The organism is Klebsiella sp. GB_Kp056 (assembly GCF_040064755.1).
GTDB lineage: Bacteria > Pseudomonadota > Gammaproteobacteria > Enterobacterales > Enterobacteriaceae > Klebsiella > Klebsiella quasipneumoniae.
In genome coordinates, this window is the sequence record NZ_JBEAJA010000052.1 from 1 (window position 1) to 24,273 (window position 24,273).

The following is a 24,273-nucleotide window of genomic DNA, read 5'->3' on the forward strand; positions in this document are numbered from 1 at the left end:
CGAACTACCCGATAAAAGAGCCCGTCAGGATGAAGGAGCCCCCCGTATGTCCGAAATAACCGAAACCCATGCCGCCTGGGTCCCGCCGTCGTTTCCACCGCAGGGACGTCTGCCGGGCCGGGCGCTGGAGGTTGGTCAGAACTACTATCAACAGAACAGCGACGAGCGGCGCTATCATCAGGAACTGTGCCTGGCTGCCGGACGGCGCGTGGAGCCGCCGTGCTGCAAGACGCTACATATCAGCCTGTTTTTCGACGGTACCGGCAATAACTTAAATCATGACTTTTTTATCGCGAACCCGAAACATCCGACCAATATCGCCCGGCTGTTTCGGGCGACTATTGGAACGGGTACGGCTGGCGGGGTGCCGTCTGATGATCAGAGCAAGCTGTTTGATGGAGACGGCGAGGGAGACGGGAAATATTTTAAATTCTATATGCCCGGCGTGGGCACCCCCTTCCCGGAAGTGAATGATCCCGACTATTCCACCATGGGTCTGGTGGGGGCAGTTAAGGGGGAGGACCGGATTAACTGGGCGCTGCTGCGCATAATCGATGTGCTGATGTTTAGTGCCACCGAAAAATGGCTGACCACCACAGAGAGTCGTCGTTCACTGAAAGAAATGAGCACCAACTGGAACCTGCTGGGGTTTGGTGGCAGCCATAACCGCTATGAAGAGTTCACTCGTTTGCTGAATGGTCTTGCCCCGAAACTGATGCCGATGCTGATTCAGCCTGAGCCGGGCAAGCCGAAACTGACAGGCATCAAACTGTATGTCTATGGTTTTTCCCGCGGCGCGGCCGCGGCGCGCACCTTTGTGCGCTGGCTGAGCGAACTGCTGCCCCCGCCGGCGGCGGAGGGTGAAAAACCGCCGCAGTGCCTGCAGACAGGCGGGATGCAGTTGCCCCTCAGCGTGGAGTTTCTCGGGCTGCTGGATACGGTGGCCTCCGTCGGGGTGGCGCATGTTGTGCCGGTTGCCGACGGGCATATGTCCTGGGCAGACGGCACGATGGAGCTGCCGGATGATGAAACCTATGGCGGGCTGATAAAAAAATGTGTTCACCTGGTCTCCGGGCATGAGCAGCGTCTCTGCTTTCCGCTGGACTCGGTGCGACGGGCAAACGGTAAATACCCGCCCTGTGCCACTGAGGTGGTTTACCCGGGGATGCACTCGGATATCGGGGGAGGGTATCCGCCGGGGGAGCAGGGGAAAGCGAATGGTGAGGATGATGCACTGTTACTCTCACAGGTAGTTTTGCATGACTTATATGCTTCGGCATTTGCTTTTGGTGCGCCACTTAAAGTCCCACCGACCACATTACCGCGAGATCTAAACCGGCAGCTTTGGCGAGCCATGTCGCCAGATTTGCAGGAAGAATTTGTAATTGATACACCACTAGTCAACCGCTTCAACGCCTGGCGCGAACTCACTCTGGGCCAAACCACGCCGAAAACGTTCGATCCCGAAGCAGCCTCTCACTACGAACCACTTGCCGCCGGCGGCAGCCTGGAAACCGTCATTGCTGAGCAGATGGCCTGGATCACCGCCTGGCGCATCGACCGCTATGCCAGAGGCTCGATGCTGAAAACGCCATTCTATCAGCGCGCCACGAATACCGAAGCGCTGCCTGCCGCGCGGAAGGCGGCAGAAGAGATTCGTGATGAAAAACAGGCGGCGGTGCTCAGGGCTCGCCAGAACCAGATAGCAAACCAGCCTCCTGACAGGATGGATGAGCTGGTTCTGCAGCCGGGCGTGAAGGATTTTGACCCAAAGATGGATCAAACCCAGCTGTTCGACGCGGCGAAGGAGTTCGGAAAGGATTACCACGACGGTTACCGTATCCCGGAGAACCTGGCGCAGCTGGTGCTGGATACCGTGCTGCAGCCGGTGATTTTCATTCTGAATACCGATGATGAAGCGCAGGAATACCGGCGCATGAAGCGTGACGGAGAGGCCCGGGTGGCCGTCCTGTTCCCCGCGGCCGGGGAGGCCAGCAACGCGGAGCAGCCTGCCGGGCTGGTGAGGGCGCTGTTTGATGACCAGGTGCATGACTCACGCGCCTGGTTTATGTATGCCGTGCTCGGCACGCGCGAGATGTGGACCGGCTACTTCCGCTACCGGATGATTTACTTCGGCGAGCGCTGCAGTAAGCCGCTCTCGCCGCTGGTGCTCGCCGGAGACCTGGTGGGTTTTGCGACCGTGACTGCGGGCGTCGTGCTCAGTTTCCGGCAAAAGTCCCTGACCGGCAAGCTGGCCGGGCTGGCCGCTACAGGCGCCGTGCGCTCGCTGGAGGTGGCGGTGCTGGACAAGATAACCGGGGAAGCGCTCCCAGAGCTGCCCGGAGGGGAGCAGTTGCGGGCCTTTACCCACGAGCCGGGGACCGTTGTCGCACAGCAAAAGGCGCGGAAAGCGGAACAGCAGATGGCGCGGGGGCAAGCCGCGCTGCCGGCCAGCTGGCTTGAGGACGTTCTGACGACAACGGTCTGAACGCGGATAAGGAGGATCCGATGAATAAAGTCATCCGCAAAGGAGATACCCTGCGGGAGTATGGTGGCAGGGTGCTGATGGGGCATTATCAGTGTTTTGGTCTGGGATTCGCCTGCAAGGGCGACCCGGTCAAGTGTAACAAACACGGTATGACGACCATCGCTGAAGGCAGCGCGCGAACCACTATTGATGGCCAGCCGGTTGCGCTCCACGGTCATCGCTGCGCCTGCGGCTGCACGCTGGTCAGCTCTAACCCAGACTGCGGGGTTGATCAGTGAGGCCGGTACCGGAGTATCCCCCGTACAAATACGCGCGACCGCCTGGTACGGCCAGGTGGCTATCGGTTTCGGCCCTGCTGGTTCTGCTTAGCGGCGGGATCAGCGCTTTACTTCCCTCGTCAGAAGGAAAAAGCGCCCTGGCCGGCACCGGGATCCTGTTGGCCCTGGCGCTGGCAGGTACCGGCTGGTTGATCCGGCTGCTGTACTACCGCATGAGCGTGCATAACGCCAGGTTCTATGACCAACTGGTGGCATACGAACAACAGCAATGGTGGGCGGAGCATCGGCAGCCGATCGGGTTACAGGACGGTCTGCTGCTGGGCCCCGCGGGCAAAACGACCACTGACTGGCTGCGGGTGCTAAGCCGTCACGAGCGTCCGCCAGAGGAAGAGAACGAGGGCGGCGGCAGGGCGCTGCGAGCACCATACCTTTCAGTTTCTGAGGCTATCGCCCGCGAAAAACGGCTGGCGGAACTACTGGTGATGGAATGGCAACGACAGCGCAGTGAAAGAACGCTTACTCCGCCGCTGCGTTGCTACTGGCAGGGAACGGAACTCGCCTGGCAGGCGTTTCGTGCACAGATGACCCTCACTGTTGCGCAGATGACACTACCATCCCGCCCGCATACCTGGTGTGGGGAGGCCAGCCTCGCGGAGATAGCACACACTCTGGCCGAAGCTGACCCCCACGACACTGTGCTTATCGCCGGATGTCAGGTGGTTGTCGCCCAGACGGGGGCAGTGCAACCCGCCGGAGAGTCTGCGGTACTGTGGCTCGCCGGACGGGACGGTCCGGTGCACCTGACCAGGGGGGAAACCTATTGCGCAGAAAAAGGGGAGGCCCTGACTGCTGTAGCCGCTCGTGTGCTGGAGCAGAACGAACTGAGCGGCCCCCCGGAAGCCTGTGCGCTGTTTTTTCAGCCGGGACTGGAAGCGCTGGCGCACAGCGGTTGGGATATCAACCTGTATCGCCAGGATGCCTGTTGGGGAGACATCGGCGAGATGGAAGGCTTGACCGTTCTGTCGCTGGCGGCGATCTACGCCGCGCACTACCAACAACCGTGTGGCTGGATAGCCCGCGATCCCTTGAATACCCTCGCAATTGGAATTGTAAAACCTGATGGACAACGTCAATAAACCTGCAGCTATCTCTGTGGCGGCTACGGTTATCGTCAGTATTGCTGCGGTCACGCTTCTGGTGCTCCTGGGCGGGCTGGCATGGTGGCTGTGGGCGATGGATCATGCCACGCAGTGGGAAACGCTGCGCCCGTTTATCGCCATGGGCTTTATTATCTGGGGGATGGCGCTCAGCCTGCTGGTACTGGGGTTTATGGCCTTTCGACTGCTGATAAAAGATAAGGTTAAGCCTTCAGCAGCGCCTGTGCGGCAACCCGCCAGGCCCGATGGGCGCGAAGCCCTTTATGCCCCGCTGAAAAAGCACCTTCACGCACGTTACCGCCTGCGCTGGCACCGCAAAGCCCGCCTGCTTTTAGTCACCGGCGACGATGAGGAAATAGAACAACTGGTTCCCGGCCTACAACGGCAGCACTGGCTTGAAGGCAACCGCACCGTGCTGATTTACGGCGGCAGCCTTGCATCGGAGCCTGACCGAAAAAAATACATCGCGCTACGCAAGCTGCGCCGCGGCCGTCCTCTGGACGGGATTGTGCGGGTGATGCCATCGTCTCTCACCCTGACGCCGCAGATAAGCGAAAACGACCTGCGCGGGCTGGAAAAAATTAGCGAACTGCTGGGCTATGCCGCTCCGGTTTGGCTGTGGAAACTGTGCGGCAGTGAGTGGTCGCAGGCTGACCGCGCGGTGCAGGCGGTAGGGGTTAGCTTCCCGTTACGCGCTACCGAGGACGATGTCGCCCGTCAGCTTGCGCAGATGCTGCCCACGCTGCGGGAGCAGGGGATGCGCCAGATCGCGGAGGAGACCCGCCACGACTTCCTGCTGCGTCTGGGGCAGCAGCTTCTCGACGGGGGGATCGCGCAATGGCGCTGGCAGCTGGCGCCATGGCTGACCGCCTCGCGGCAGCGGTTTGCGCTGCGAGGCCTAATGTTTAGCCTGCCGGCGCCTCGTACCGTAGATCCTTATCAGGAGGCTGATGCCTCGCCTGCGGGCCAGCCTCATCTCCTGACGCTGCCCGCCACCTGGCAGGGAATCGTCGATGACTGCCGCCGTTTACGCGGGCATCACGTGGGAATGGCGTGGGAGCGGGGCCTGGCGTGCGGTCTGATGGCCATCCTCGGCCTGTGGGCGGCGGGACTGCTGCTCTCCTTTACCCTTAATTACAGCCAGATTGTTTCGGTAGCGGGAAAAGCCCGTGACCTGGTGACCCACCCCTCTGTTTCTGACTATCAACTGACGGCCCTCCATGCCCTGCGCAATGAGGCCGGCCGTCTCGTGCACGATGGCCAGAAGGGAGCGCCCTGGTATCGGCGCTTTGGTCTGGACCATCATCAGCAACTATTAGACGCCGTCCTGCCCTGGTACGGCGTGGCAAACAACCGCCTGATACGTGACCCGGCCAATGTCGCGCTGCAGCAGGCGCTCAGCGCGCTGGTCAACTCCGCACCCAATAGCGACCAGCGAGCCCGGCTGGCGAAACCGGGCTATGACCAGCTGAAAGCCTGGCTGATGATGGCTCGTCCGGATAAAGCCGATGGCACCTTTTTCGCGCAGACCATGAAAACGGTCCAGCCAACGCGAAAGGGGATCTCGACCGGACTGTGGCAAAGTCTGGCGCCGGATCTGTGGGCCTTTTATCTCTCCCTGCTGCCCGAGCGGCCAGAGTGGAAGATCATCCCGGATGCACAACGTGTCAGTCAGAGCCGTCAGGTTCTGTTGCAGCAGATAGGTCGCCGCAATGCCGAAAGCACCTTGTATGAGAACATGCTCAAATCCGTGCGTCGTAATTTTGCCGATGTATCGCTGGAAGACATGACCAGTGGCACCGATGCGCGCCGCCTGTTTACCACCGATGAAGTGGTCCCGGGGATGTTTACCCGCCAGGCATGGGAAGGCGGCATTCAGCAGGCCATTGATAAGGCAGCCAGCTCGCGCCGGGAGGAAATCGACTGGGTGCTGAGCGATTCGCGCAAAACGGTGTCGACAGACCTGTCGCCGGAGGCGCTGAAAGCGCGTTTGACCCGACGCTACTTCACCGATTTCGCTGGCAGCTGGCTGAATTTTCTCAACAGTCTACGACTTAATCCGGCGACCAATATCGCCGATGTTACCGACCAGCTCACGCTGATAAGCGATGTCCGCCAGTCGCCGCTGATTGCCCTGATGAATACCCTTGCCTGGCAGGGGCAGGCGGGGCAACAAAGGGAGGGGCTGTCGGACAGCCTTATTAAATCGGCCAAAGATCTGGTGGGCGGAAAAGACAAGCCGGTCATCGACCAGTCGGCAGCCGGGCCGCAGGGGCCTCTGGATGACACGTTCGGCCCACTGCTCCAGTTAATGGGGAAAAACACGGGCAGCAACGTCATGTCGGCCGACAGCACCCTGAGCCTGCAAACCTATCTGACCCGTATCACCCGCGTGCGCCTGCGTCTGCAGCAGGTTGCGAATACCTCCGATCCGCAGGAGATGATGCAGACCCTGGCGCAGACCGTCTTCCAGGGGAAAAGCGTCGACCTGACCGACACGCAACAATATGGCAGTCTGATTTCGGCAAGCCTTGGCGAAGAGTGGAGTGGCTTCGGTAACACTCTGTTTGTGCAGCCGCTGACTCAGGCCTGGGAAACCGTGCTTCTGCCGTCGGCGGCCAGTCTGAATGATAAATGGCGCCGATCGGTAGTCGCCAGCTGGCACACCGCTTTTGACGGCCGCTTTCCGTTTGCCGCCAGCAAAAGCGACGCCTCTCTGCCGATGCTGGCTGAGTTTGTGCGCAAAGACAGCGGGCGAATCGAACGTTTTCTTACGACGGAGCTGAACGGTGTTCTGCATAAAGAAGGTAGTCAGTGGGTGCCGGATAAGGTCAACAGTCACGGCCTGGTCTTTAATCCAGCCTTTCTGCGCGCCATCAACCAGCTAAGCCAGCTGTCCGACATTCTTTTCACCGATGGCAGCCAGGGCATCAGCTTCGAATTGCAGGCCAGGCCTGTTGCACAGGTCGTGGAGACACAGCTGACGATAGACGGCCAAAAGCTGCGCTATTTCAATCAGATGGCCGACTGGCAGACTTTCCGCTGGCCGGGGGAAACGTATAAACCCGGCGCTCTGCTGACCTGGACCACCGTCAATGCGGGCACGCGTCTGTTTGGTGACTACAGCGGAACCTGGGGTTTTATTCGCTGGCTGGAGCAGGGTAAACGCCAGCAGCTCGAACGCAGCCAGTGGATGATGAGCTTCACCGCTCCGGATGGCCGCACCCTGCAGTGGGTACTGCGCTCCCAGCTTGCGAGCGGCCCGCTGGTGCTTCTGGCGCTGCGCGGATTGACCCTGCCGGATCAGATTTTCACTGTCGATGCGGCTGAGAGCGCACAGGCCCTGACGGCGGGGGTAGGGAATAGTGACATGGATGAGATGGAAAAATGAGTATTTTACAAAATCTGGTTGCCGCCAGTCAGTTGGATGAAAGCGTACTGCGCCAGCAGGCCCGGTCACGCCAGGAAAACTGGCAGTCATGGCTTGCGCCAATCAGTGATAGCCAGCCCACCGGCAGCGATCCGGGCTATGACGATGATTTTCAGCGTATCCGCGAGGAGGTCAATAAGATCTCCGGCGTCGATACCGAACTGATTTGCCAGCTGGCAGAAAAACTGCTGACTCATACCTGCAAGGATCTGCGCGTGATCACCTTTTACGTGTGGGCGCGTCTGCAGCAGGATGGCGAAACCGGTCTGGCCGAGGGCGTTACGCTGCTTGCGGCAATGCTTGAGCGGTTTGGGGATATGCTCCATCCCCAACGTGAACGTAGCTGCAAATCGGCGCTGGAATGGCTTGGCAGTCGCCGGATGTCGGACAGTCTGTCTCTTTATCCGGAAGTCGACATGACCACTATGCAGGTCATTATCGGGGCGTTATTGCTGACGGAAGCCTCTTTTGCCGTATTGGCTGAGGCCTCTCGCCCCGATCTTTCCGGGCTATATCAGCTCCTGGAGAACCGACTGGTGCAAAGCGGCGGCGCCCGCAGCCTGGTGCCGCAGACCAGCCGCGAAGAACACGATCTGCTGCCCCAACATGCAGACACCGCACCGGTAATGCATACCGTCACGTCAGGACGTGATTTGCTCGACCAGGTTAAAGTGCTGGCGAAATATCTGCGTGAGTGTCCCGGCGGATGGCTGGCAGGTCATCATCTGATGAAGAGTGTGCGTTGGGATACTTTAACGGAATTACCGCCGCTGGATGCCTCCGGCCGGACCCGGCTATTGCCTCCAAAGCCGGAGAGTAAAGCCCATCTTAAGCGGTTGTATTTACAGAAAAGCTGGTCAGAACTGCTGGAGCATACGGACACGCTGTTGGCGCAAGGCGTCAATCATCTGTGGCTGGACGTGCAGTGGTACGCCTGGCAGGCGCTGCTGAAACTGGATGCTGACACTGTACGGGCCGATATCCTGTGCCGGGATATGAAAGGGCTACTGGCTCGTCTACCGGGGCTGGAAACCCTGGCGTTTAACGATGGTACGCCATTCGCCGATGAAGTGACGCTCAACTGGCTTAACGAACATGTTCTGGATGAGATGGCCGGATGGCAAGGTGAGCCGGTGATGGCGGCGACCAGCACTGATGAGGTGCTGTCGCTGGAGTCAGAAGTGCTCGCCCGCGCGGACGATGAAGGTATTGAGTCGGCGCTGAACTGGTTACAGGCGCAACCGGGCTATACCACCAGCCGCAATCGGTGGCTGATGCGCTTATTGATGGCGCGGGTCAGCGAGCAGTACGGAAAAAATGAAATAGCGCTGCATCTGCTGGCGGAACTCGACAGCCGTGCCCGGGAGATGACGCTCGAACAATGGACGCCGGAGCTTATCTTTGAGATCAAAGCCCGCCGACTCCGGCTACTAAGAGGCAAGGCCGGGCGCAGTGAGGCAGAAAAAAATCGCTTGCAGCCAGAGATGGAGTCTTTGCTTGCCGGGCTTATCGCTCTGGATCCCGCTCGCGCTGCGGTGCTGTGCGCATAATTGACGCGTCAACCGCACCTCATTACTTGCATCTGCTGTCTTCTGCATATCTGAAAGCTATTACTTCTTCTGGTGACTTATGGACGATTTAACCCTGCGTTATTACGACGCTGAAATGCGCTACCTGCTGGAAGCGGGTGAAGAGTTTGCCCGCGCTCATCCTGAGCAGGCGGCAATGCTCAATCTTGACAAAGCGGGCGCCCGCGACCCCTTTGTCGAGCGTCTGTTTGAAGGTTTTGCCTTCCTGATGGGCCGCATGCGCCAGAAGCTCGATGACGATCTGCCCGAACTCACCGAAGGCGTGGTCAGCCTGCTGTGGCCACATTATTTACGTACCATTCCTTCCCTGTCGGTCGTGGAATTCACCCCCGACTGGCAGGAGATGAAAGAGCCGATGACGATGGCTAAAGGCTTTGAAGTGCTTTCCCGGCCGATCGGTGAAAAGGGCACGCGCTGTCGGTACACCACCACCAAAGCGATCGCTCTGCAGCCGTTGTCCCTGGAGCGCGCTCAGCTGACCACCGATACGGATGGCCGGTCGGTGATCACGCTGCGCTTTAACTGCAGCAGCCTGACGGACTGGCGCCGGATCGATCTCAGCCATATCCCGCTGTACTGCAACGCCGATGCGCCGCTGGCCTGCGCCATGCACGAGGCCTTTACCCTCAATGTGGCCAGGATGTGGCTGCGCGTACCCGGTGAGGAGGACAGAAAGCCGCTGGACGGGTATTTCAGCGCGCTGGGGTTTGGCGAGGATGACGGCCTCTGGCCCGAAGATGGCCGCAGTTTTCGCGGCTACCAGCTGCTGCTGGAGTATTTTACCTTCCGCGAAAAGTTCATGTTCATCGACCTGCGCGGGCTGGAGACGGTGGCTTTCCCGGCCGGGATGGCGTGGTTTGAGATCGACGTCGTGCTGGCGGAACGCTGGGAACATGACTTCCGCTTCAGCGAAAAGCAGCTGCGCCTGCACTGCGTACCGGCGATCAACCTGTTCCCGCTGGAGTCCGATCCGCTGACCATCAATTCCCTGCAGACAGAATACCTGCTGCGCCCACTGCGCGTGCAGGACGGCCACACTGAAATTTACACCGTCGATTCCGTGATCTCCTCGAGCCAACAGGCTTACGCGCCGTTCTCAAGCTTTCGTCACAAAGGCGGCATGATGCGTCATGACGCGCCTGATTATTACTATCATACCCGGGTTCGCCGTGGCCCCTCCGGGTTGCATAACACCTGGCTTATCGTCGGCGGGGAAGCCTTTGACAAGCATACCGTACCGGAAGATGAAAGCCTGTCGCTCACCCTCACCGGAACCAACGGCCAGCTTCCGCGTCGTGCGCTGCAGAGCACCGTGCTCGATACGGTGATGAAAACCACCTCGGCCAGCGTCGCGGTTCGTAACCTCTGCGCGCCGACGCTCCCGTGCTATCCCCCTGCCCAGGATCGTTTTCACTGGCGGGTGCTGAGCCATCTGGGCAGCAGTTTTCTTTCCCTGATGGACAACGCTGAAGTCCTGCGAGGCACCCTGGCGCTGTATGAATGGACCGACAGCGAGATGAATCGTCGGCGTCTGGAAGCCATCCTCGAGGTGAAGCACCGCGCAACAGAGCGCTTTGCACAGGGCCATCTGGTGCGCGGCGTGCAAATTGAAGTCACCCTCGACAGCCACGGCTTTGCCGGACGAGGCGATATATGCCTGTTTGGCGAGATGCTCAGCCGCTTCTTTGCGCTCTACACCGATATCTACTTGTTCAACCGCCTGATTATCATTCTGCAACCAACCGGAGAACGACTGGAATGGGAAGAGAAGCACAGCCGACGCATTCCCGGCTGATGCCGCGTCTGGAGGCCGACCTGCCGCGGATCAATTTTTACCGCTTTTGTCAGCTTCTGGAGCGACAGCAACCCGATAAACCGCTGCTGGGGGAGACCAGCCATCCGGCTGACGATCCGGTACGTTTTCATCCGCATCCGGGGATGGGATTCCCCGCCAGCGAACTCAGAGCCGTGGAATACGATGAGGCCAATGACAGCGGGCCGCCGGTCATTCGCACCACCTTTATGGGCTTGTACGGTGTCGATTCGCCGCTCCCGACGGCCTGGCTCGATGATATCGCCCAGCGCAGGGAAGGGCATGAAGCGCTGCAGGGGGTGCTGGATATCTTCAGTCACCGGATTATCACGCAGTATTACCGCATCTGGCGGAAATACTGCTGGCCCGCCACCTTTGAGCCCGGCGGTACCGACCGCCTGTCACAGTCGCTGCTGGGTCTGGCGGGGCTGGGCATCCCCGGCACGACGCGGCATATCGCCTCGCCAGCGTCGCGCTTTCTGGCGCTGACTGGCGTGCTGCTTCAGCCGGGCAAAACTCAGCAGGGGATCCAGGCGCTGATCACGCTGCTGGCCCCGAAGACCACCGTCAGGGTGAGCCCTTACTGCCTGCGTCCGGTGGCGGTCAGCCAGCCGCTGGGCTTTTACGGCGATGACGACTTCTTACTGGACGGAAATACCCCGCTGGGTGACCAAGCGATGGACAGCAGTAGCCAGCTCCTCGTCGCCCTTATCACCGATAATCCCGAGGAGGCGCAGGGCTGGAAGCCTGATGGCCCGCTGTTTCGGGACTTTCTCATCCTGCTGCGGGTGTATCTGGGCTGGCGATTCCGGGCCAGAATCACCCTGACCGCGCCGACCCGACTGCTGGCTGTCCCGCCGCTGGGGGACGGACCGTTCTGGCTCGGTATGAACGGCGTGCTGGGCGCTGGAGAGGGTGAGAGTCAGGATGATATCCCACAGACATTTACCACCGAACTGGGCACCTATACCGGCCTGCAGCCTGCCACCTCACCGCAAGGAAACCAACGTGTTACGTATAAGTTTAATTAAAACCGCCTGCCTGCTGTCCCTGCTAGCGCTTTGCCTGAGCGGATGCGGGCTCACCCAGCGCGTCTCGGAGGGAACAAAATCCGCCTTCAACGCCGTTTTTTATAAGCAAATTAATACGCTGCATCTGGATTTTACGGCGCGCGAAGCGCTCAACACCGATGCCAGAGAGAATCACTCGCTCTCCGAACCAGTGGTGGTGCGCATCTATCAGCTTAAAGATCGCCGGACCTTTGACCGGCTGGTTTACCAGCAGCTGCTGGAGGAGGGGGATATTCTGCTCGCCGCCGATCTCCTCGCCAGTCGCGACGTAGTGATCAACCCCGGAGGGGACGCCAGTCTCAATATGCCGCTGGAAACGCAGGCGAAGTTCGTGGCGGTTGTCGGCCTGTTCCGCCATCCGGATACAGAAAGAAATACCTGGAAGCAGGTGCTGGCGCGTGAGGAATTGGATCCTGACAAGCCACGTATTTTTACCGCCGAAACTAACCAGCTAAGGCTCAGGCCTGAAGCGGCGAAGTAACGTCGAAAACAAATGTCTGCGGCGGGTCCATCGTGGCGATTGGCCCGTAATCTTCGTTAACCAGCGAACTGGCGGTAACCATCCTCATCCAGCCTCACCGGTTTCATCACAGCACAGGGAGATAACGTGACAGCGAGGGAGCGTTTTTTTAAGAAACTACAGCACCAGCAAAATCCGCCGCGGACAACCACCTTCGATGGGGCGGCGGCCGCGGATATCGCCATGTTTCGCCAGCAGATGGCGGCACTCGCCCGGCAGGTGAATCAGTGGTTTGACGGAACGGGCATCGAGGTGGTGGTTTCGACCCGCCACGTCCACGATCTGAGCACCCTTGGCTACAGCCTCAATAGCGGCATCTGCCGCTACGATATCCCCACTCTCCGCCTGCAAAACGGCGAGCGCAGCGTCAATATCGTGCCGCAGCAGCTGTGGGATGGCGTGGAAAAGGGGGTCGTGACCCTGAGCCTTGAGACACCTGGCGGGGCGGGCTCCCGGGAGGTGTTTTATCTGAGCCTGGCCCCGGACGGCGGCTGGTTGATCCGTCAGTCGCGCCAGCCCCCGGAGGCGCGACAGATTCTCACCGAAGACCGCTTTTTTATGGCGATCGACAGCCTGGCCTGACTGGTCAGATGGTTTGTCCGCCCGATACCTCGATCCGCTGGGCGGTCACCCAGCGGTTATCGTCGCGCAGCAGGCTGGCGATCATCGGCCCAATATCCTCGGGAACGCCCACCCGTCCCAGCGCCGTCATCGCGGCAAACTGCGTGTTAACCCCCGCGTCGTCCCGCACCAGTCCGCCGCCAAAGTCGGTGGCGATAGCGCCGGGGGCGATGGTATTGACGGTGATGCCGCGCCCGCCCAGCTCGCGGGCCATGTATACGCTCAGCATCTCCACAGCCGCTTTGGCCGCGGCGTAGGCGGAGAAGCCAGGATAAGAGACGCGGGTCAGTCCGGAGGAGAAGTTAACGATCCGTCCGCCGTCAGCCAGCAGCGGCAGCAGGGTTTGAACCAGGAAAAACACCCCCTTAACGTGGACGTTAAACAGCCCGTCGAACTGCGCCTCGCGCGTTTCGGCCAGCGGGGCAAATTCGCCGTGTCCCGCGTTATTGATCAGATGGTCGAAGGTGTCCCGTCCCCAGACGCTGCCCAGCGCAGCGCGCAGGCTGTCTGCGAAGGCCGGAAAGCTGGCGGTCTGCGCCATATCCAGCGGCAGGGCGATGGCCTTGCGGCCGAGGGCGTGAATGTCGGCCACCACCGCTTCCGCCTGTTCAATATTGCCGCGGCAGGTGACGATGACGTCCCCACCCTGGCGGGCGATATCCAGTGCGGTCTGACGGCCAAGGCCGCGGTTGGCGCCGGTGATAAGTGCAATCTTAGTCATGTTCGATCCTCTCTGGTGTGTGGAGTCCTTACAATAGGTGGTGGCTACCAGACCGGGTTGCCCAATCCTTGTTATTTTTTGCCCATTCCTCTCAATACCCTCTCTTCTGGTGGGAAATAGCGCATACTGAGGCTTTAAAACTTGCCTGAAAGGATCTTATGCGCGACGAACTCTTCGCTCTCTGCCGCCGGTATGCCGATGCTCATGTCGATAGCAGCGGGGTGGCGGTTACCCCGGTTCCCGGCATCACTCTGGTGCGGGCCCTGCACCCCGGCGATCTGCAGGCGGCCATCGCCAGGCCGCTGGTGGCCATGCTGCTGCAGGGGCGCAAAAGCGTGACCACCGGTCTGGCAAGTTTCGACTATGGTCCGGGGGAGGCGATGGTGATCGCCGCGGATGTCCCCACCACCAGCCAGATCACCGAGGCCAGTCAGCGTTTTCCCTATTACGCGCTGGTGCTGGAGCTGGATCTGGCTATCCTGCGCGAGCTGCAGGAGGTGGGACCGTCAGGGGCGGATGAGGCGCCCCGCGTCGGTATCGAACCGATGAATGCCGACGTGACGGACGCCGCTTACCGGCTGGCAAGACTGTTTGATCAACCGGGGGCGCTGGCGGTGTTAGGCGAAGGGCTGCGGCGGGAGCTGCATTACTGGCTGTTGCAGAGTGTTCACGGGGCGGCCATCCGGGCGCTGGGCGTCGCAGACAGCCATTCGGCGCGGATCCGCCGGGCGGTGGCGGTGCTGCGCCGGGATTTTATGCAGCCAGTCAGCGTCGACGCGCTGGCCGACGCCGCCGGGATGAGCGTTTCGGTCTTTCACCGTCATTTCCGCGCCATGACCACCTTGTCGCCGCTGCAGTTTCAGAAGCAGTTGCGCCTGATCCACGCCCGCCGCCTGATGCTGGCGGAAGGGATGAGCATTGCGCAGGCGGCCGGCGAAGTGGGCTATATCAGCGTGTCGCAGTTCACCCGGGAATACGCTCGCCTGTACGGCGCGCCGCCGGGCCGCGACCGTCGACGGGAAAGAATGAGCGCCTGATCTGGCGCGCGGGCTGGCGGCGGCTCCTCCCTGAGCCGGATAGCGGTGGTTCAGTTATCGAGTGTCGCCGTGATGTGCACTTTGTTACCCATTCGCGCCTCAATGATCCGATAGGCGGTTGCGCCCTCGCGGGCGGCCTGCTGGCGAATTTTGCTTTCCGCGTGGTCCAGGGTATCGCCGGTGGCGGTGAGGGTCCTGGCGTTGACCGCCAGCGGCAGCAGGCAACTCAATACGATCAGTGGAATCAGCTTGTTCATCGTCATTCTGTCCTGTGAGAGAAAATCAGCGCGCGGCCTGCAGCCAGCCGGCAATGTCCTGGGTCGGCAGATGGTGGCGGGTATTCCAGGTGTCGCCCATCGGCCACCACACGCCATCCCCCCGGGCGAAGGCGGCGCGATAGCGCAGCATGGCGTTATCCGGGTCTGTCCGCAGCTGGTCCAGCAGGGCGGGCAGGGTGTGAACGGCTTTGCTGAACGTCTGCTGCGTCACGCGCTCCACGGTGTCCGCCAGCTGCCGGTAAGAGGTCGTTTCGCCGGCAACAAACGTCACCTCGTTGACGATCCGCGGCTGATGCAGATAAATCGCGGTGGTCAGGCGGCCAATATCCGCCGGCGAGGTGACGGTCACCTGGGTGTCCCAGCTGCCAAGGGCGTGAAGGGTTCGGGCGGATAAATTCACCACATCGAAGTCTGGCTCGAAGAGAAAGCTGGTAAACATGCCGGTGGAGATAATGACCCACTCCGTGGCCTGCTGCGCGCGCAGCAGGGTCCGGACATCATACTGCTCGTCCCAGACCGGCTGGCCGCTGCCTTTGCCGACCACATCGTAATTGACGCCAAACTGCCAGGGAAAATAGCGAGGCACTCCGGCGGCCAGCACCGCGCGGGTAATTTTCAGCTGCGTCCCCGGACCGGCGACAAAGCCCATGCAGTTAATCACGGTGCTGTACCCGTGAAACGCCCCGGTCAGGGTCTCCAGTGAACTACCGGCGATGTCGACGGCGAGAAAGGCGGCCCCGGCGTCGGCCAGCGCCCGGTGGCTTGCCGAACGCAGCTGGCCGGTTTCATCCCAGGCCGCCGGCGAGACGATCACCGAGACCGCGCCCTGGCGCTGGATCACCGCTGGCACCAGCGCATCCAGTACGGCGGCCCCCAGTTGTCCCGCTCCCAGAACTAATACTTTTTCCTCAAGATTAATATCATCAGTTTTCATTTTAACTCCTTGCTCAGTTAAGCCTTGTATTCACTGGCTCCAGGCTCAGTGTAGGGGGGAGGGCATCATTCGATAAGAACAGGATTTCGGGTTAGACTGTTCGTCATAATGGGATAATAACCGTCGGGGGAGCACCAAATGGACAGACTGGATGCCATGCAGTTGTATGTTGCGGTTGTGGATGCCCACAGCTTCGCCCGGGCGGCGGAGGCGCTGGGGCAGCCGCGCTCAACGGTGTCTCGGGTAGTGAAGGAGCTGGAAGCCTGGCTTGGGGCGCAGCTTCTTCAGCGCACCACCCGCAAGCTCAGCGTGACGGCGGAGGGGCGTCGGTATTACGAGGAGTGTAAACGGCTGCTGGCCGAAATGACGGCGATGGAAGCCTCCTTTCCCGGCCGCTCGGCGCAGCCCGCCGGGCGGTTCAAGGTGGGGATGCCGCAATCTCTCGCCCGGCACTGCGTTTTGCCGAGGATCGGCGAGTTTCTGCAGCAGTATCCCGACCTGGAGCTGATCCTCTGCTCAAGCGACAACGTGGAAGATATCATCCAGGAGGGATTCGACTGCGTGATCCGTACCGGGCAAATCGAAGATTCCACCACCCTGGTGGCGCGCCCTCTGGCCCGCTACCGCTGGATGGTCCTCGCCTCGCCGGCCTGGATAGTGGCCCACGGCCGGCCGCAGAGCATCGACGATCTGCACCAGCACCGGGCGGTGGGATACCTGAACCACCGTACCGGGCGGACCATCGACTGGCTTTTCTCCCTCGATGACGGCGACTGCGCGATCCGCATGCAGGAGACGCTGGTGGTCGACGATACCGATGCCTATATCCAGGCCGGCGTTCAGGGGCTGGGCCTGATCCGCGTCGCCAGCTATCTGGCGCAACCCTGGCTGCAGAGCGGCGCGCTGGTCGCCTGTCTGGAGCAGGCCGCGTCTGATCTTCCCCTGTCGCTGGTCTATCCGCAAAACCGCTATCTGCCGCCGGCGGTGCGCGCGTTTTACGACTGGAGCAGGCGCGTTCTGCAACCCCCGCTCAGCGAGGCCTGATGACGGGGCATCGGCCCGGTTATTGGCCGCGCATGGCCTGTTTTATCCTCGCTATCAGCCAGTTCAGCGCCGGATCCTGCGCCCGGCGTTTGTGGCGCAGTATACACAGGGTAAATTCCGGGTAGGCCACCGGCGGGGCGTCCGCGCGCAGCGCATACTGCGCCTGCCAGCGTTGCGCCAGCCCCTGGGGGACGGTGGCGAAGAGCGGCAGGGTGGTCAGCAGGAGGGGAAAGGTGGAGAAATTCTGCGTGGCGAAGCGCACGCGCCGCGCGAGTCCCTGACTGGCGAGCTGGCGATCTATTTCCCCGTGGCCGGTTTCGCGATAGGCCACCATCACATGTTCCCAGGCGACGAAATCGCCCACTGACAACGGCCCGCGGCAGGGGATCTGCTGCGGCGACCACAGGGTGGTCACCCCCATGCTCATCACCGGTTCGCTGACGATCTCCCCGCGGCTCTGCTTGTTGAGGGACACCGCGACATCAATGCGATCCGCCTCCAGCAGCTGGCGTACCTGGAAGGGGTCGGCGGCGAGTGTCTGGAGCGACACCCCGGGCGCCTCCTGCATCAGTCCGGGTAACAGCAGGGGCATCAGCCAGTGTTCGCTCCAGTCGCTGAGGCCGACGCGGAAAAGCTGCTGCGCGCTGGCGGGGGAAAAATCCCCGGCGCCAAACATTGCCGAATGCAGGTGTTCCATCAGCGGCTGCAGCTCGGTCATCAGCGCTTGCGCCCGCGGGGTCGGCAGCATGCCTCTGGCGCTGCGCACGAACAGCGGATCGTCAAACATCTCGCGCAGCCGTTTCAGCGCCCCGCTGATGGCCGGTTGGCCAAGATGCAGCGCCTCTGCGGTGCGGGTAACGCTGGCTTCGCGGTACAGCACCATCAAGACCGTCAACAAATTCAGATCGATACGACTAAAATCATTTTCAATGATTTTCTTCATTATGATAATCAATTTGAATGTGGGTTATCCCGGCAGCATAGTGAATATCACCCCGGTAAATCAACCAGCGCAATGCGCGCGGAGGGAGTGATGCAAACTTACCAGACAGGCGACAGCCTGATATTCAAAGTGCCGGAGCGCGAGATTAGCCTGCAGCCGGCGGCGCTCTATCCCGCGGCGTTCCCTGTGACGGAGGCGGACGCCGATAATCAGCCAATCGCGCTGTCAATCCACAGCTGGGTGGTACAGACTCCCCACGATCTGATCGTTATCGATACCGCCACCGGCAACGGTCGGGAGCGCGGCGGCAATCCGCTCTATCATCAACTTAACACGCCCTATCTGGAGAATCTCCGCGCCGCGGGAGTGAACCCGGAGGCGGTGACCCTTGTGCTACTGACCCACCTGCACACCGACCATGTCGGGTGGAATACCGTCTGGCGGGACGATCGCTGGGCGCCGCTGTTTCCCAACGCGCGCTACCTGTGTTCGGCAAAAGAGCTCACGCGGGTGAAGAACAGCGAACGCTACCGGGCGCTGTGGCTCGACAGCCTGCTGCCGGTGATCGAGGCTGGCCAGCTGGAGACCGTGGATGTCGCGGCCAGGCCGCTGGTCGGCGGACGGATCGCCTTTATCCCTACCCCCGGCCACAGTCCGGACCATGCCGCGCTGATCCTCTCCTCTGGCGATGACTACGCCTGTTTCTCAGGCGATCTTTTGCATTCCCCGCGCCAGTTTACCCATCCGCACTGGAGCTCGGCGTTCTGCGGCGATCCCCGGCAGGCGGAACGCTCGCGACGCGAGATGATGGCGTGGTGCGCAAGCCATCATGCCCAATGGTTCACCGGCCATTTCGCCGGACCCTCCTGCGGTTGGCTGGAGGAGGACAGGCCAGGGGAGTATCGCTGGCGAGACGCCGGAGAACGATCTGCTGACGAGGGGGAACGGTGATGAATAATGCCCAGAGCGTATTGGTTTTTGGCGCCACCGGCCAGCAGGGCGGCTCGGTGGCGCGGGCGCTGCTGCACCGCGGCTGGCGAGTGCGGGCGCTGGTCAGGGATCCTTTCTCCGCCGGGGCCGCTGCGCTGGCGGCGCGGGGAGCCGAGCTGATCGTGGGCGCCTTTGAAGACCGGGCGGCAATGCGGGCGGCGATGGCCGGGGTCGACGGCGTCTTCAGCGTGCAGCCCAGCTCGCCGGGCGGGACGGTAACCGATGAGCAGGAGGTGCGCTACGGGATAACCATCGCCGACCTTGCCGTCGAGTGCGGGGTGAAGCATCTGGTGTACAGCTCCGGCAGCGCGGCGGGGGAGACGCCGACTGGCGTAGCGCATTATGACACCAAAGCGGCGATTGAGCGGCATATCCGCCGCCTGCCGCTGGCGGCGACCATCGTGCGGCCCGCCACCTTTATGGAGCTGCTGGTGATGCCCGGTTTTGGCCTTGATGAAGGTCATTTTCACTTTTTTATGCTGCCGGAGGGGAGGATGCAGGTGCTGGCGGTGGAGGATATCGGCCAGCTTGTCGCAGCGATTTTTGCCGCGCCGGCGCGGTTTGCCGGCAAGACGTTCGAGATCGCCAGCGACAGCGTGACCGGTCGTCAGCTGGAGGCGTTATTCTCCGCGGCGGCGGGACGGCCGATCCCCTATTCGCGATTTTCCGACGAGGTGCTGGCTGCCAGCCCTTTTCTGCACAAGCTGACCGGGCTGGTGGACGACGGGCGGCTGGCGGGGCACGCCGACCTCGACGCCCTGCGCCAGCTGCACCCGCAGCTGCACACCTTCGCCGGCTGGCTGGCGGGCCCCGGCCGTCCCGCCTTCGAGCGGGCGCTGACCAGCGGGACCCGCTGGGCGTTTAATCGTTAAAGACGACTATATCCTTCCCGCCGGCGTCTCGGTATCTGGCCCGGCGGATGAGCTGCGCAGGGAAGGCCTGCAGGTCGTTAAGACAACGCACGAGGAGTCTGAGTGTAAATTATTTTGCGGATTTTGCTGGCAACGATAGGTGAAAGTGAACGTCCAGAATTTTCAGCCGCTTAGAATGGAGGAAACTCTCTGGGATCGCCTGAATAATGACAATTTACCGATGGGCTTCGGCCTGCCTGTTAAGCATGACCTGTGCCGCTACGGCGGCGGAATTTAAAACCATCGAGGCCGATCTGCTGGCCTCCAACCGGCTGTTCTGTATGACCGGCTATGACCATAAGCCGATCGGCGTGGCGTGGGAGAGCGTCAAATCCAGCCGCTATCAGCCGCAGTCGGATGGCGACCGTATTTTCAGCGACACCGTCTCCCGGCGCTTTCTGGAAGAGGAGAATAAGACCGCCTTTTACAATGGCGCCAAATATCGCGTACTGGGTAAACCCGCCAGCGCCTGCTATGACTATTCCGCCGCGCGTATTCAACGCATGGCGGGCTACCTGAAGGTGTAACGACTCCGCGAGGCGGGCGCTAAAACAGCGCCAGCCGGGCGAGACGGTCCAGCGCCTTGCTCAGCGCGTCATCCCCAGCCGTCAGACTGATGCGAATAAACCCTTCACCCCCATCGCCAAAACCAGTGCCTGGCGCCACCAGAATATGCGCCTCCTGCAGCAGCAGGCGGGCAAACTCTTGTGAACGGTACCCGGGCGGCACGCTCAGCCAGAGGAAGAAAGTGCCTTGTGCGGCACGAACCGGCCAGCGCAGTGCGGCCAGTCGACGCAGAACCCACTCCCGGCGCTGATGATACACCGCCGTCAGCTGCGCAATCCGTTCTGCCGGCAGGCTGAGCGCGGCGATTGCTGCATCCTGAATGGCGCCAAACACCGTGCTGTAGCTGTGGGTGTGCAGTTTTTTAAACGCCCGGATAATCGAGGCGTTGCCGACCGCGAAGCCGAAGCGCCAGCCGGCCATATTAAAGGTCTTGGAGAAGGTGTAGGTCTCCACTCCCCACGCTTTCGCGCCGGGCTGAGAGAAAAGGCTCAGCGGCGCATCGCTGGCCGCGCTGCCGATGGCCGCATAGGCAAAATCGTGCAGGATCGGCACCTGGTGACGGCGGGCAAACTGCAGGGCGCTGGCGAACAGCGCCGGCGTGGCGAGGGCGCCGGTGGGGTTATGCGGATAGTTAAGCACCACCAGCCCGGCCTGGTCAGCCACCTCCCGGGGGAGGTCGTTAAAATCCGGCAGGAAGTGATTCTCAGCCCTGAGCGGCAGGCCATAAAACGCCGCCTGGGACTGCAGCGCCGCTGAGCGGTAAATGGGATAGCAGGGATCGGTGGAGATGAGGTATTGCCCGGGACGGAGCAGCGCCCGCGGGATGCCGCCAATACCAATATGCGAGCCCTGAAATACCGCGACTTCGCTGTGCGGATCGAGTTCCACATCATACTGGCGGCGATAAAAATGGGCGATCGCTTCGCGGACCTGCGGCTTGCCCCAGAACGACGGGTAGCCATGGTTTTCACGACGATGAATGGCGCTCTGCAGCGAGTCAATCACTTCCGGCGGAGTGGGCTGATCCGGACTGCCGCTGGAGAGGTCGATCAACGGCAGCGCGTCGGTGTTGACCTCCGCGGCCAGTTTTTCCAGCAGGCTGAACAGATTCTCTTCCAGGGCGTCCACCAGCGGTGAAGCAGCGAAATCAGGCATAATTTTCCCGGTTTACGTTATCAATAATCTGCCATCTTTAAGGGATTTATTGCGCCTGGCTAAATAACAATATATGCAAAGGATTATTGTTTTTAGGATATGTCGGGATGGCAAAAGTTTATGAGGAATAAGCAAAAGGAAATCCGGCGTTCTGGCTTACAACCCGCTTTCGGCTGTGATTTAATCGCTCAATATCGCCAACCTTCCAGGAAAATACCTTATGAACAAGTCAGTTGCGCTCGGAATGACGCTCGCCCTGTTATCCGCCACCTCCTTTTACGCCACCGCCGATCAAATTATTCGCATCGGCTTTAACCCCGGGCCGTATAAAGAGCAATTTGAAAAAGGGGTCGCCCCCTATTTATTGAGTAAAGGATATAAAATCGAATATAAAGATTTCAGCGACGGTATTCAGGTCAATGACGCGGTAGCTCGCGGCGATATCGAAGCGAATATTATGCAGCATCCGGTATACCTGAAAGCGATCAATGAGCGACTGGGGACCGATAACGTCGGCATTGTGCAGGTACCCACGCCGCCGATGGGTCTGTACGGCGGCAAGCTGACGACCCTAGGCACCCCGGCAGCCGGCACGGTGGTGTCGGTGCCAAACCAGCCGTCGAACGAATATCGCGCGGTTCTGGTGCTGGAAAGCCTCGGCTGGGTGAAGATTAAACCGGACAGCGATCCCGCCACCTTTTCGCAGCGCAATATCGTTGCCAACCCCTATAACATCGTGCTTAAGGAGATGGACAATGCCCAGCAGGTTCGCGCGCTGCCGGACGTCGACTATGGCCTGATTCAGGGTAATTTCGCCGTCTCCAGCGGCATGGCGCTTACCTCGGCATTAAAGCTGGAGGCCGCCACCAGCCATTTTATTAACGTTGTGACCGTTGCCGGTAAAAATCAGAAGGCGCAGTTTGCCAAAGATATCATCGACGGCTATCACTCTGCCGATTTCAAAAAATATATTCTCAGCCATCCGCAGTATGATGGTTACCTGCTGCCTGATTATTTAAAATGAATAACGCGATGATAGAATTTCGCCATGTCAGTAAAACCTTTAACAGAAAAGGACATCCGGTTCTGGCCCTGCAGGATATTAATCTCAGTATCGACCGGGGCGATATTTTCGGCATTATTGGCTACAGCGGCGCAGGGAAAAGCACCTTATTGCGGCTGATTAATCGTCTGGAAACGCCGGGTGAGGGCGAGGTGGTGTTGAACGGTGAGTCGCTCCAGGACTGCAGCGGCCAGCGCCTGCAGGCGATCAAAAAAGATATCGGCATGATCTTTCAGAATTTTAATCTGCTGAATTCGAAAACGGTATTTCATAACATCGCTATCCCGCTTATTTTGCAGGGACGCGACAAGGCCTTTATCCAGGCGCGGGTTGCGGAGCTGCTGGCGTTTGTCGACCTGAGCGACAAAATGCACAGTTACCCGAATGAGCTGTCGGGAGGGCAAAAGCAGCGGGTCGGTATCGCACGGGCGCTGGCCACCAACCCGTCGGTGCTGCTGTGCGATGAAGCCACCTCGGCGCTCGACCCCCATACCACGGTACAGATCTTATTGCTGCTGCAGGAGATTAATCGCCGCTATGGCATCACCATTGTGCTGATTACGCATGAAATGTCAGTGATCCAGACAATCTGTCACAAGGTGGCGGTGATGCAGGCCGGGCGCATTGTTGAGCAGGGGACGGTTTTCGGTCTCTTTGCCCAGCCGCAGCATCCGGTCACCGCCAGTTTCGTGCAGTCGGTGGTGCACGATCGTCTGCCGCAGCGGGTGGCGTCGCTCCTGCAGCGCGACAACGGCGCCCGGGCTTTACGCCTCGAATTTATCGGCGCGACGGCCCGGCAGCCGATCATTAACCGCCTGATCCGCGAGTATGCTGTCGAGGTGAATATCCTGTTTGCCAGCATGTCCGAAGTTCAGGGCCGGATACTGGGATTTATGATTGTGCAACTCCTCGGCGAGCCTGACGAAACCGAACGCGCCATCACCCATCTGGCCGACGCAGGAGTGAAAATCATCCATGTTTGATCTAATTGATACCGCCATTACCGGCGAGCAGTTTCTGCTGGCGCTGCATGATACCCTGATTATGGTCGCCATCTCACTAGGCTTTGGCGCGCTGCTTGGCGTCCCGCTGGGAATTGTGCTGGTGGTTTGCCGTCCTGGCGGCATCGTGGCCAACCCGGTGGTGCATCAGGCGCTGAATCCGCTGATTAACGTGCTGCGCTCGCTGCCGTTTATCATTTTGCTGATTGTGATCCTGCCCTTCACCAGGCTGCTGGTGGGCACGACTATCGGCACCGCGGGGGCCATCGTGCCGCTGATCGTTTTTGTCGCCCCCTATATTGCCCGGCTGGTGGAGAGCTCGCTGCTGGAGGTGGATGAGGGGATCCTTGAGGCCGCAGACGCCATGGGCGCTACCCCTCTGCAGACCGTCTGGCATTTCATGCTGCCGGAGGCGGCGGCGTCGTTGATTCTGGCCCTTACCACCGCGACCATCGGTCTGCTTGGCGCGACCGCCATGGCGGGAACGGTGGGCGGCGGCGGGATCGGCGACCTGGCGATCACCTACGGCTATCAGCGTTTCGACGCCTTTGCCACCCTCACCACCGCCCTGGTGTTGATTGTTATTGTCCAGCTTATTCAGACGCTGGGCACCCGCCTGGCTCGCCGACTGCGTCGCGAATAACTGCTATACCGCGCCGGGGT

General features: G+C 60.6%; 22 protein-coding genes. 17 read left to right on the forward strand and 5 right to left on the reverse strand.

What is annotated here, in order from left to right; genetic code table 11:
• Positions 1–46: 46 nt before the first annotated feature.
• From ABLV52_RS13230 to ABLV52_RS13270, 9 genes are all read left to right on the forward strand, one after another.
• Positions 47–2,488 carry a DUF2235 domain-containing protein gene (locus tag ABLV52_RS13230; protein ID WP_348890483.1) on the forward strand — a complete coding sequence of 814 codons (2,442 nt, stop codon included), beginning with the start codon at positions 47–49 and terminating at the stop codon, positions 2,486–2,488.
• A gap of 20 nt (positions 2,489–2,508) precedes the next feature.
• Entirely contained in the window at positions 2,509–2,766 is a 258-nt protein-coding gene (locus tag ABLV52_RS13235) for a PAAR domain-containing protein (RefSeq protein ID WP_002902252.1), read from the forward strand.
• Positions 2,763–3,902 carry a hypothetical protein gene (locus ABLV52_RS13240; protein WP_348890484.1) on the forward strand — a complete coding sequence of 380 codons (1,140 nt, stop codon included), beginning with the start codon at positions 2,763–2,765 and terminating at the stop codon, positions 3,900–3,902. Before ABLV52_RS13235 ends, ABLV52_RS13240 begins: the two co-directional genes overlap by 4 nt.
• Positions 3,886–7,314: an ImcF-related family protein gene (locus ABLV52_RS13245; RefSeq protein WP_348890485.1), complete on the forward strand. Its 3,429-nt coding sequence runs from the start codon at positions 3,886–3,888 to the stop codon at positions 7,312–7,314. The genes ABLV52_RS13240 and ABLV52_RS13245 overlap by 17 nt, the downstream gene beginning before the upstream one ends.
• The gene (tssA, locus tag ABLV52_RS13250) at positions 7,311–8,903 is read left to right on the forward strand and encodes a type VI secretion system protein TssA (protein ID WP_085550773.1); all 1,593 of its coding nucleotides are present in this window, start codon (positions 7,311–7,313) and stop codon (positions 8,901–8,903) included. Before ABLV52_RS13245 ends, tssA begins: the two co-directional genes overlap by 4 nt.
• A gap of 79 nt (positions 8,904–8,982) precedes the next feature.
• Complete coding sequence (tssF, locus tag ABLV52_RS13255) at positions 8,983–10,737, forward strand: type VI secretion system baseplate subunit TssF (RefSeq protein ID WP_237902070.1); 1,755 nt, start codon at positions 8,983–8,985, stop codon at positions 10,735–10,737.
• The gene (gene tssG, locus ABLV52_RS13260; RefSeq protein WP_348890486.1) at positions 10,701–11,786 is read left to right on the forward strand and encodes a type VI secretion system baseplate subunit TssG; all 1,086 of its coding nucleotides are present in this window, start codon (positions 10,701–10,703) and stop codon (positions 11,784–11,786) included. Before tssF ends, tssG begins: the two co-directional genes overlap by 37 nt.
• A complete protein-coding gene (gene tssJ, locus ABLV52_RS13265) occupies positions 11,764–12,306 on the forward strand; it encodes a type VI secretion system lipoprotein TssJ (RefSeq protein ID WP_023289403.1) in 543 nt (180 codons plus the stop codon). The genes tssG and tssJ overlap by 23 nt, the downstream gene beginning before the upstream one ends.
• 126 nt (positions 12,307–12,432) lie before the next feature.
• Positions 12,433–12,927: a hypothetical protein gene (locus ABLV52_RS13270; RefSeq protein WP_348890487.1), complete on the forward strand. Its 495-nt coding sequence runs from the start codon at positions 12,433–12,435 to the stop codon at positions 12,925–12,927.
• Between the two features lie 4 nt (positions 12,928–12,931).
• On the opposite strand, the gene ABLV52_RS13275 is transcribed toward ABLV52_RS13270, so the two are convergent.
• Positions 12,932–13,687: an SDR family oxidoreductase gene (locus ABLV52_RS13275; RefSeq protein WP_348890488.1), complete on the reverse strand. Its 756-nt coding sequence runs from the start codon at positions 13,685–13,687 to the stop codon at positions 12,932–12,934.
• Between the two features lie 158 nt (positions 13,688–13,845).
• On the opposite strand from ABLV52_RS13275, the gene ABLV52_RS13280 reads away from it, so the two are divergent.
• Positions 13,846–14,724, forward strand: a complete 879-nt coding sequence (locus ABLV52_RS13280; protein ID WP_064154719.1) for an AraC family transcriptional regulator — start codon at positions 13,846–13,848, stop codon at positions 14,722–14,724.
• Positions 14,725–14,774: 50 nt separating this feature from the next.
• Here the strand turns inward: ABLV52_RS13280 and ABLV52_RS13285 are convergent, their stop codons facing one another.
• Both ABLV52_RS13285 and ABLV52_RS13290 read right to left on the reverse strand, forming a co-directional pair.
• The gene (locus tag ABLV52_RS13285; protein ID WP_032452602.1) at positions 14,775–14,981 is read right to left on the reverse strand and encodes a DUF1471 domain-containing protein; all 207 of its coding nucleotides are present in this window, start codon (positions 14,979–14,981) and stop codon (positions 14,775–14,777) included.
• Positions 14,982–15,006: 25 nt separating this feature from the next.
• The gene (locus ABLV52_RS13290; protein ID WP_348890489.1) at positions 15,007–15,936 is read right to left on the reverse strand and encodes an aromatic alcohol reductase; all 930 of its coding nucleotides are present in this window, start codon (positions 15,934–15,936) and stop codon (positions 15,007–15,009) included.
• Between the two features lie 138 nt (positions 15,937–16,074).
• Between ABLV52_RS13290 and ABLV52_RS13295 the strand changes: the two genes are divergently transcribed.
• The gene (locus tag ABLV52_RS13295) at positions 16,075–16,980 is read left to right on the forward strand and encodes a LysR family transcriptional regulator (RefSeq protein ID WP_348890490.1); all 906 of its coding nucleotides are present in this window, start codon (positions 16,075–16,077) and stop codon (positions 16,978–16,980) included.
• A 19-nt stretch (positions 16,981–16,999) separates the two neighbouring features.
• Here ABLV52_RS13295 and ABLV52_RS13300 read toward each other — a convergent pair whose 3' ends face one another.
• Complete coding sequence (locus tag ABLV52_RS13300; protein ID WP_348890491.1) at positions 17,000–17,923, reverse strand: LysR substrate-binding domain-containing protein; 924 nt, start codon at positions 17,921–17,923, stop codon at positions 17,000–17,002.
• Between the two features lie 87 nt (positions 17,924–18,010).
• Between ABLV52_RS13300 and ABLV52_RS13305 the strand changes: the two genes are divergently transcribed.
• The 3 genes from ABLV52_RS13305 to ABLV52_RS13315 all read left to right on the forward strand — a co-directional run bounded on the left by ABLV52_RS13305 (position 18,011) and on the right by ABLV52_RS13315 (position 20,351).
• Positions 18,011–18,874, forward strand: a complete 864-nt coding sequence (locus tag ABLV52_RS13305) for an MBL fold metallo-hydrolase (protein ID WP_348890492.1) — start codon at positions 18,011–18,013, stop codon at positions 18,872–18,874.
• Positions 18,874–19,785, forward strand: coding sequence for an NmrA/HSCARG family protein (locus ABLV52_RS13310; protein WP_348890493.1), 912 nt, complete (start codon positions 18,874–18,876; stop codon positions 19,783–19,785). The genes ABLV52_RS13305 and ABLV52_RS13310 overlap by 1 nt, the downstream gene beginning before the upstream one ends.
• Before the next feature lie 206 nt (positions 19,786–19,991).
• Positions 19,992–20,351, forward strand: a complete 360-nt coding sequence (locus ABLV52_RS13315; RefSeq protein WP_023318077.1) for a hypothetical protein — start codon at positions 19,992–19,994, stop codon at positions 20,349–20,351.
• A 19-nt stretch (positions 20,352–20,370) separates the two neighbouring features.
• Here ABLV52_RS13315 and ABLV52_RS13320 read toward each other — a convergent pair whose 3' ends face one another.
• Entirely contained in the window at positions 20,371–21,546 is a 1,176-nt protein-coding gene (locus tag ABLV52_RS13320) for an aminotransferase class I/II-fold pyridoxal phosphate-dependent enzyme (RefSeq protein WP_065805951.1), read from the reverse strand.
• A 220-nt stretch (positions 21,547–21,766) separates the two neighbouring features.
• Between ABLV52_RS13320 and ABLV52_RS13325 the strand changes: the two genes are divergently transcribed.
• From ABLV52_RS13325 to ABLV52_RS13335, 3 genes are read left to right on the forward strand one after another with little or no spacing between them, the layout of a single operon-like run.
• Positions 21,767–22,570: a MetQ/NlpA family ABC transporter substrate-binding protein gene (locus ABLV52_RS13325; protein WP_032452608.1), complete on the forward strand. Its 804-nt coding sequence runs from the start codon at positions 21,767–21,769 to the stop codon at positions 22,568–22,570.
• 8 nt (positions 22,571–22,578) lie between these two features.
• The gene (locus ABLV52_RS13330) at positions 22,579–23,592 is read left to right on the forward strand and encodes an ATP-binding cassette domain-containing protein (RefSeq protein WP_348890494.1); all 1,014 of its coding nucleotides are present in this window, start codon (positions 22,579–22,581) and stop codon (positions 23,590–23,592) included.
• On the forward strand, positions 23,585–24,253 hold the full coding sequence (locus ABLV52_RS13335; RefSeq protein WP_044522560.1) for a methionine ABC transporter permease: 669 nt from the start codon (positions 23,585–23,587) through the stop codon (positions 24,251–24,253). Before ABLV52_RS13330 ends, ABLV52_RS13335 begins: the two co-directional genes overlap by 8 nt.
• Positions 24,254–24,273 lie beyond the last annotated feature (20 nt).

Coding starts and splice junctions, on each gene's coding strand:
- ABLV52_RS13230 (WP_348890483.1), top strand. CDS start 47: ATGTCCGAAATAACCGAAACCCATGCCGCCTGGGTCCCGCCGTCGTTT.
- ABLV52_RS13235 (WP_002902252.1), top strand. CDS start 2,509: ATGAATAAAGTCATCCGCAAAGGAGATACCCTGCGGGAGTATGGTGGC.
- ABLV52_RS13245 (WP_348890485.1), top strand. CDS start 3,886: ATGGACAACGTCAATAAACCTGCAGCTATCTCTGTGGCGGCTACGGTT.
- tssA (WP_085550773.1), top strand. CDS start 7,311: ATGAGTATTTTACAAAATCTGGTTGCCGCCAGTCAGTTGGATGAAAGC.
- tssF (WP_237902070.1), top strand. CDS start 8,983: ATGGACGATTTAACCCTGCGTTATTACGACGCTGAAATGCGCTACCTG.
- tssG (WP_348890486.1), top strand. CDS start 10,701: ATGGGAAGAGAAGCACAGCCGACGCATTCCCGGCTGATGCCGCGTCTG.
- ABLV52_RS13275 (WP_348890488.1), bottom strand. CDS start 13,687: ATGACTAAGATTGCACTTATCACCGGCGCCAACCGCGGCCTTGGCCGT.
- ABLV52_RS13280 (WP_064154719.1), top strand. CDS start 13,846: ATGCGCGACGAACTCTTCGCTCTCTGCCGCCGGTATGCCGATGCTCAT.
- ABLV52_RS13285 (WP_032452602.1), bottom strand. CDS start 14,981: ATGAACAAGCTGATTCCACTGATCGTATTGAGTTGCCTGCTGCCGCTG.
- ABLV52_RS13290 (WP_348890489.1), bottom strand. CDS start 15,936: ATGAAAACTGATGATATTAATCTTGAGGAAAAAGTATTAGTTCTGGGA.
- ABLV52_RS13295 (WP_348890490.1), top strand. CDS start 16,075: ATGGACAGACTGGATGCCATGCAGTTGTATGTTGCGGTTGTGGATGCC.
- ABLV52_RS13300 (WP_348890491.1), bottom strand. CDS start 17,923: ATGAAGAAAATCATTGAAAATGATTTTAGTCGTATCGATCTGAATTTG.
- ABLV52_RS13310 (WP_348890493.1), top strand. CDS start 18,874: ATGAATAATGCCCAGAGCGTATTGGTTTTTGGCGCCACCGGCCAGCAG.
- ABLV52_RS13315 (WP_023318077.1), top strand. CDS start 19,992: ATGACAATTTACCGATGGGCTTCGGCCTGCCTGTTAAGCATGACCTGT.
- ABLV52_RS13320 (WP_065805951.1), bottom strand. CDS start 21,546: ATGCCTGATTTCGCTGCTTCACCGCTGGTGGACGCCCTGGAAGAGAAT.
- ABLV52_RS13325 (WP_032452608.1), top strand. CDS start 21,767: ATGAACAAGTCAGTTGCGCTCGGAATGACGCTCGCCCTGTTATCCGCC.
- ABLV52_RS13330 (WP_348890494.1), top strand. CDS start 22,579: ATGATAGAATTTCGCCATGTCAGTAAAACCTTTAACAGAAAAGGACAT.
- ABLV52_RS13335 (WP_044522560.1), top strand. CDS start 23,585: ATGTTTGATCTAATTGATACCGCCATTACCGGCGAGCAGTTTCTGCTG.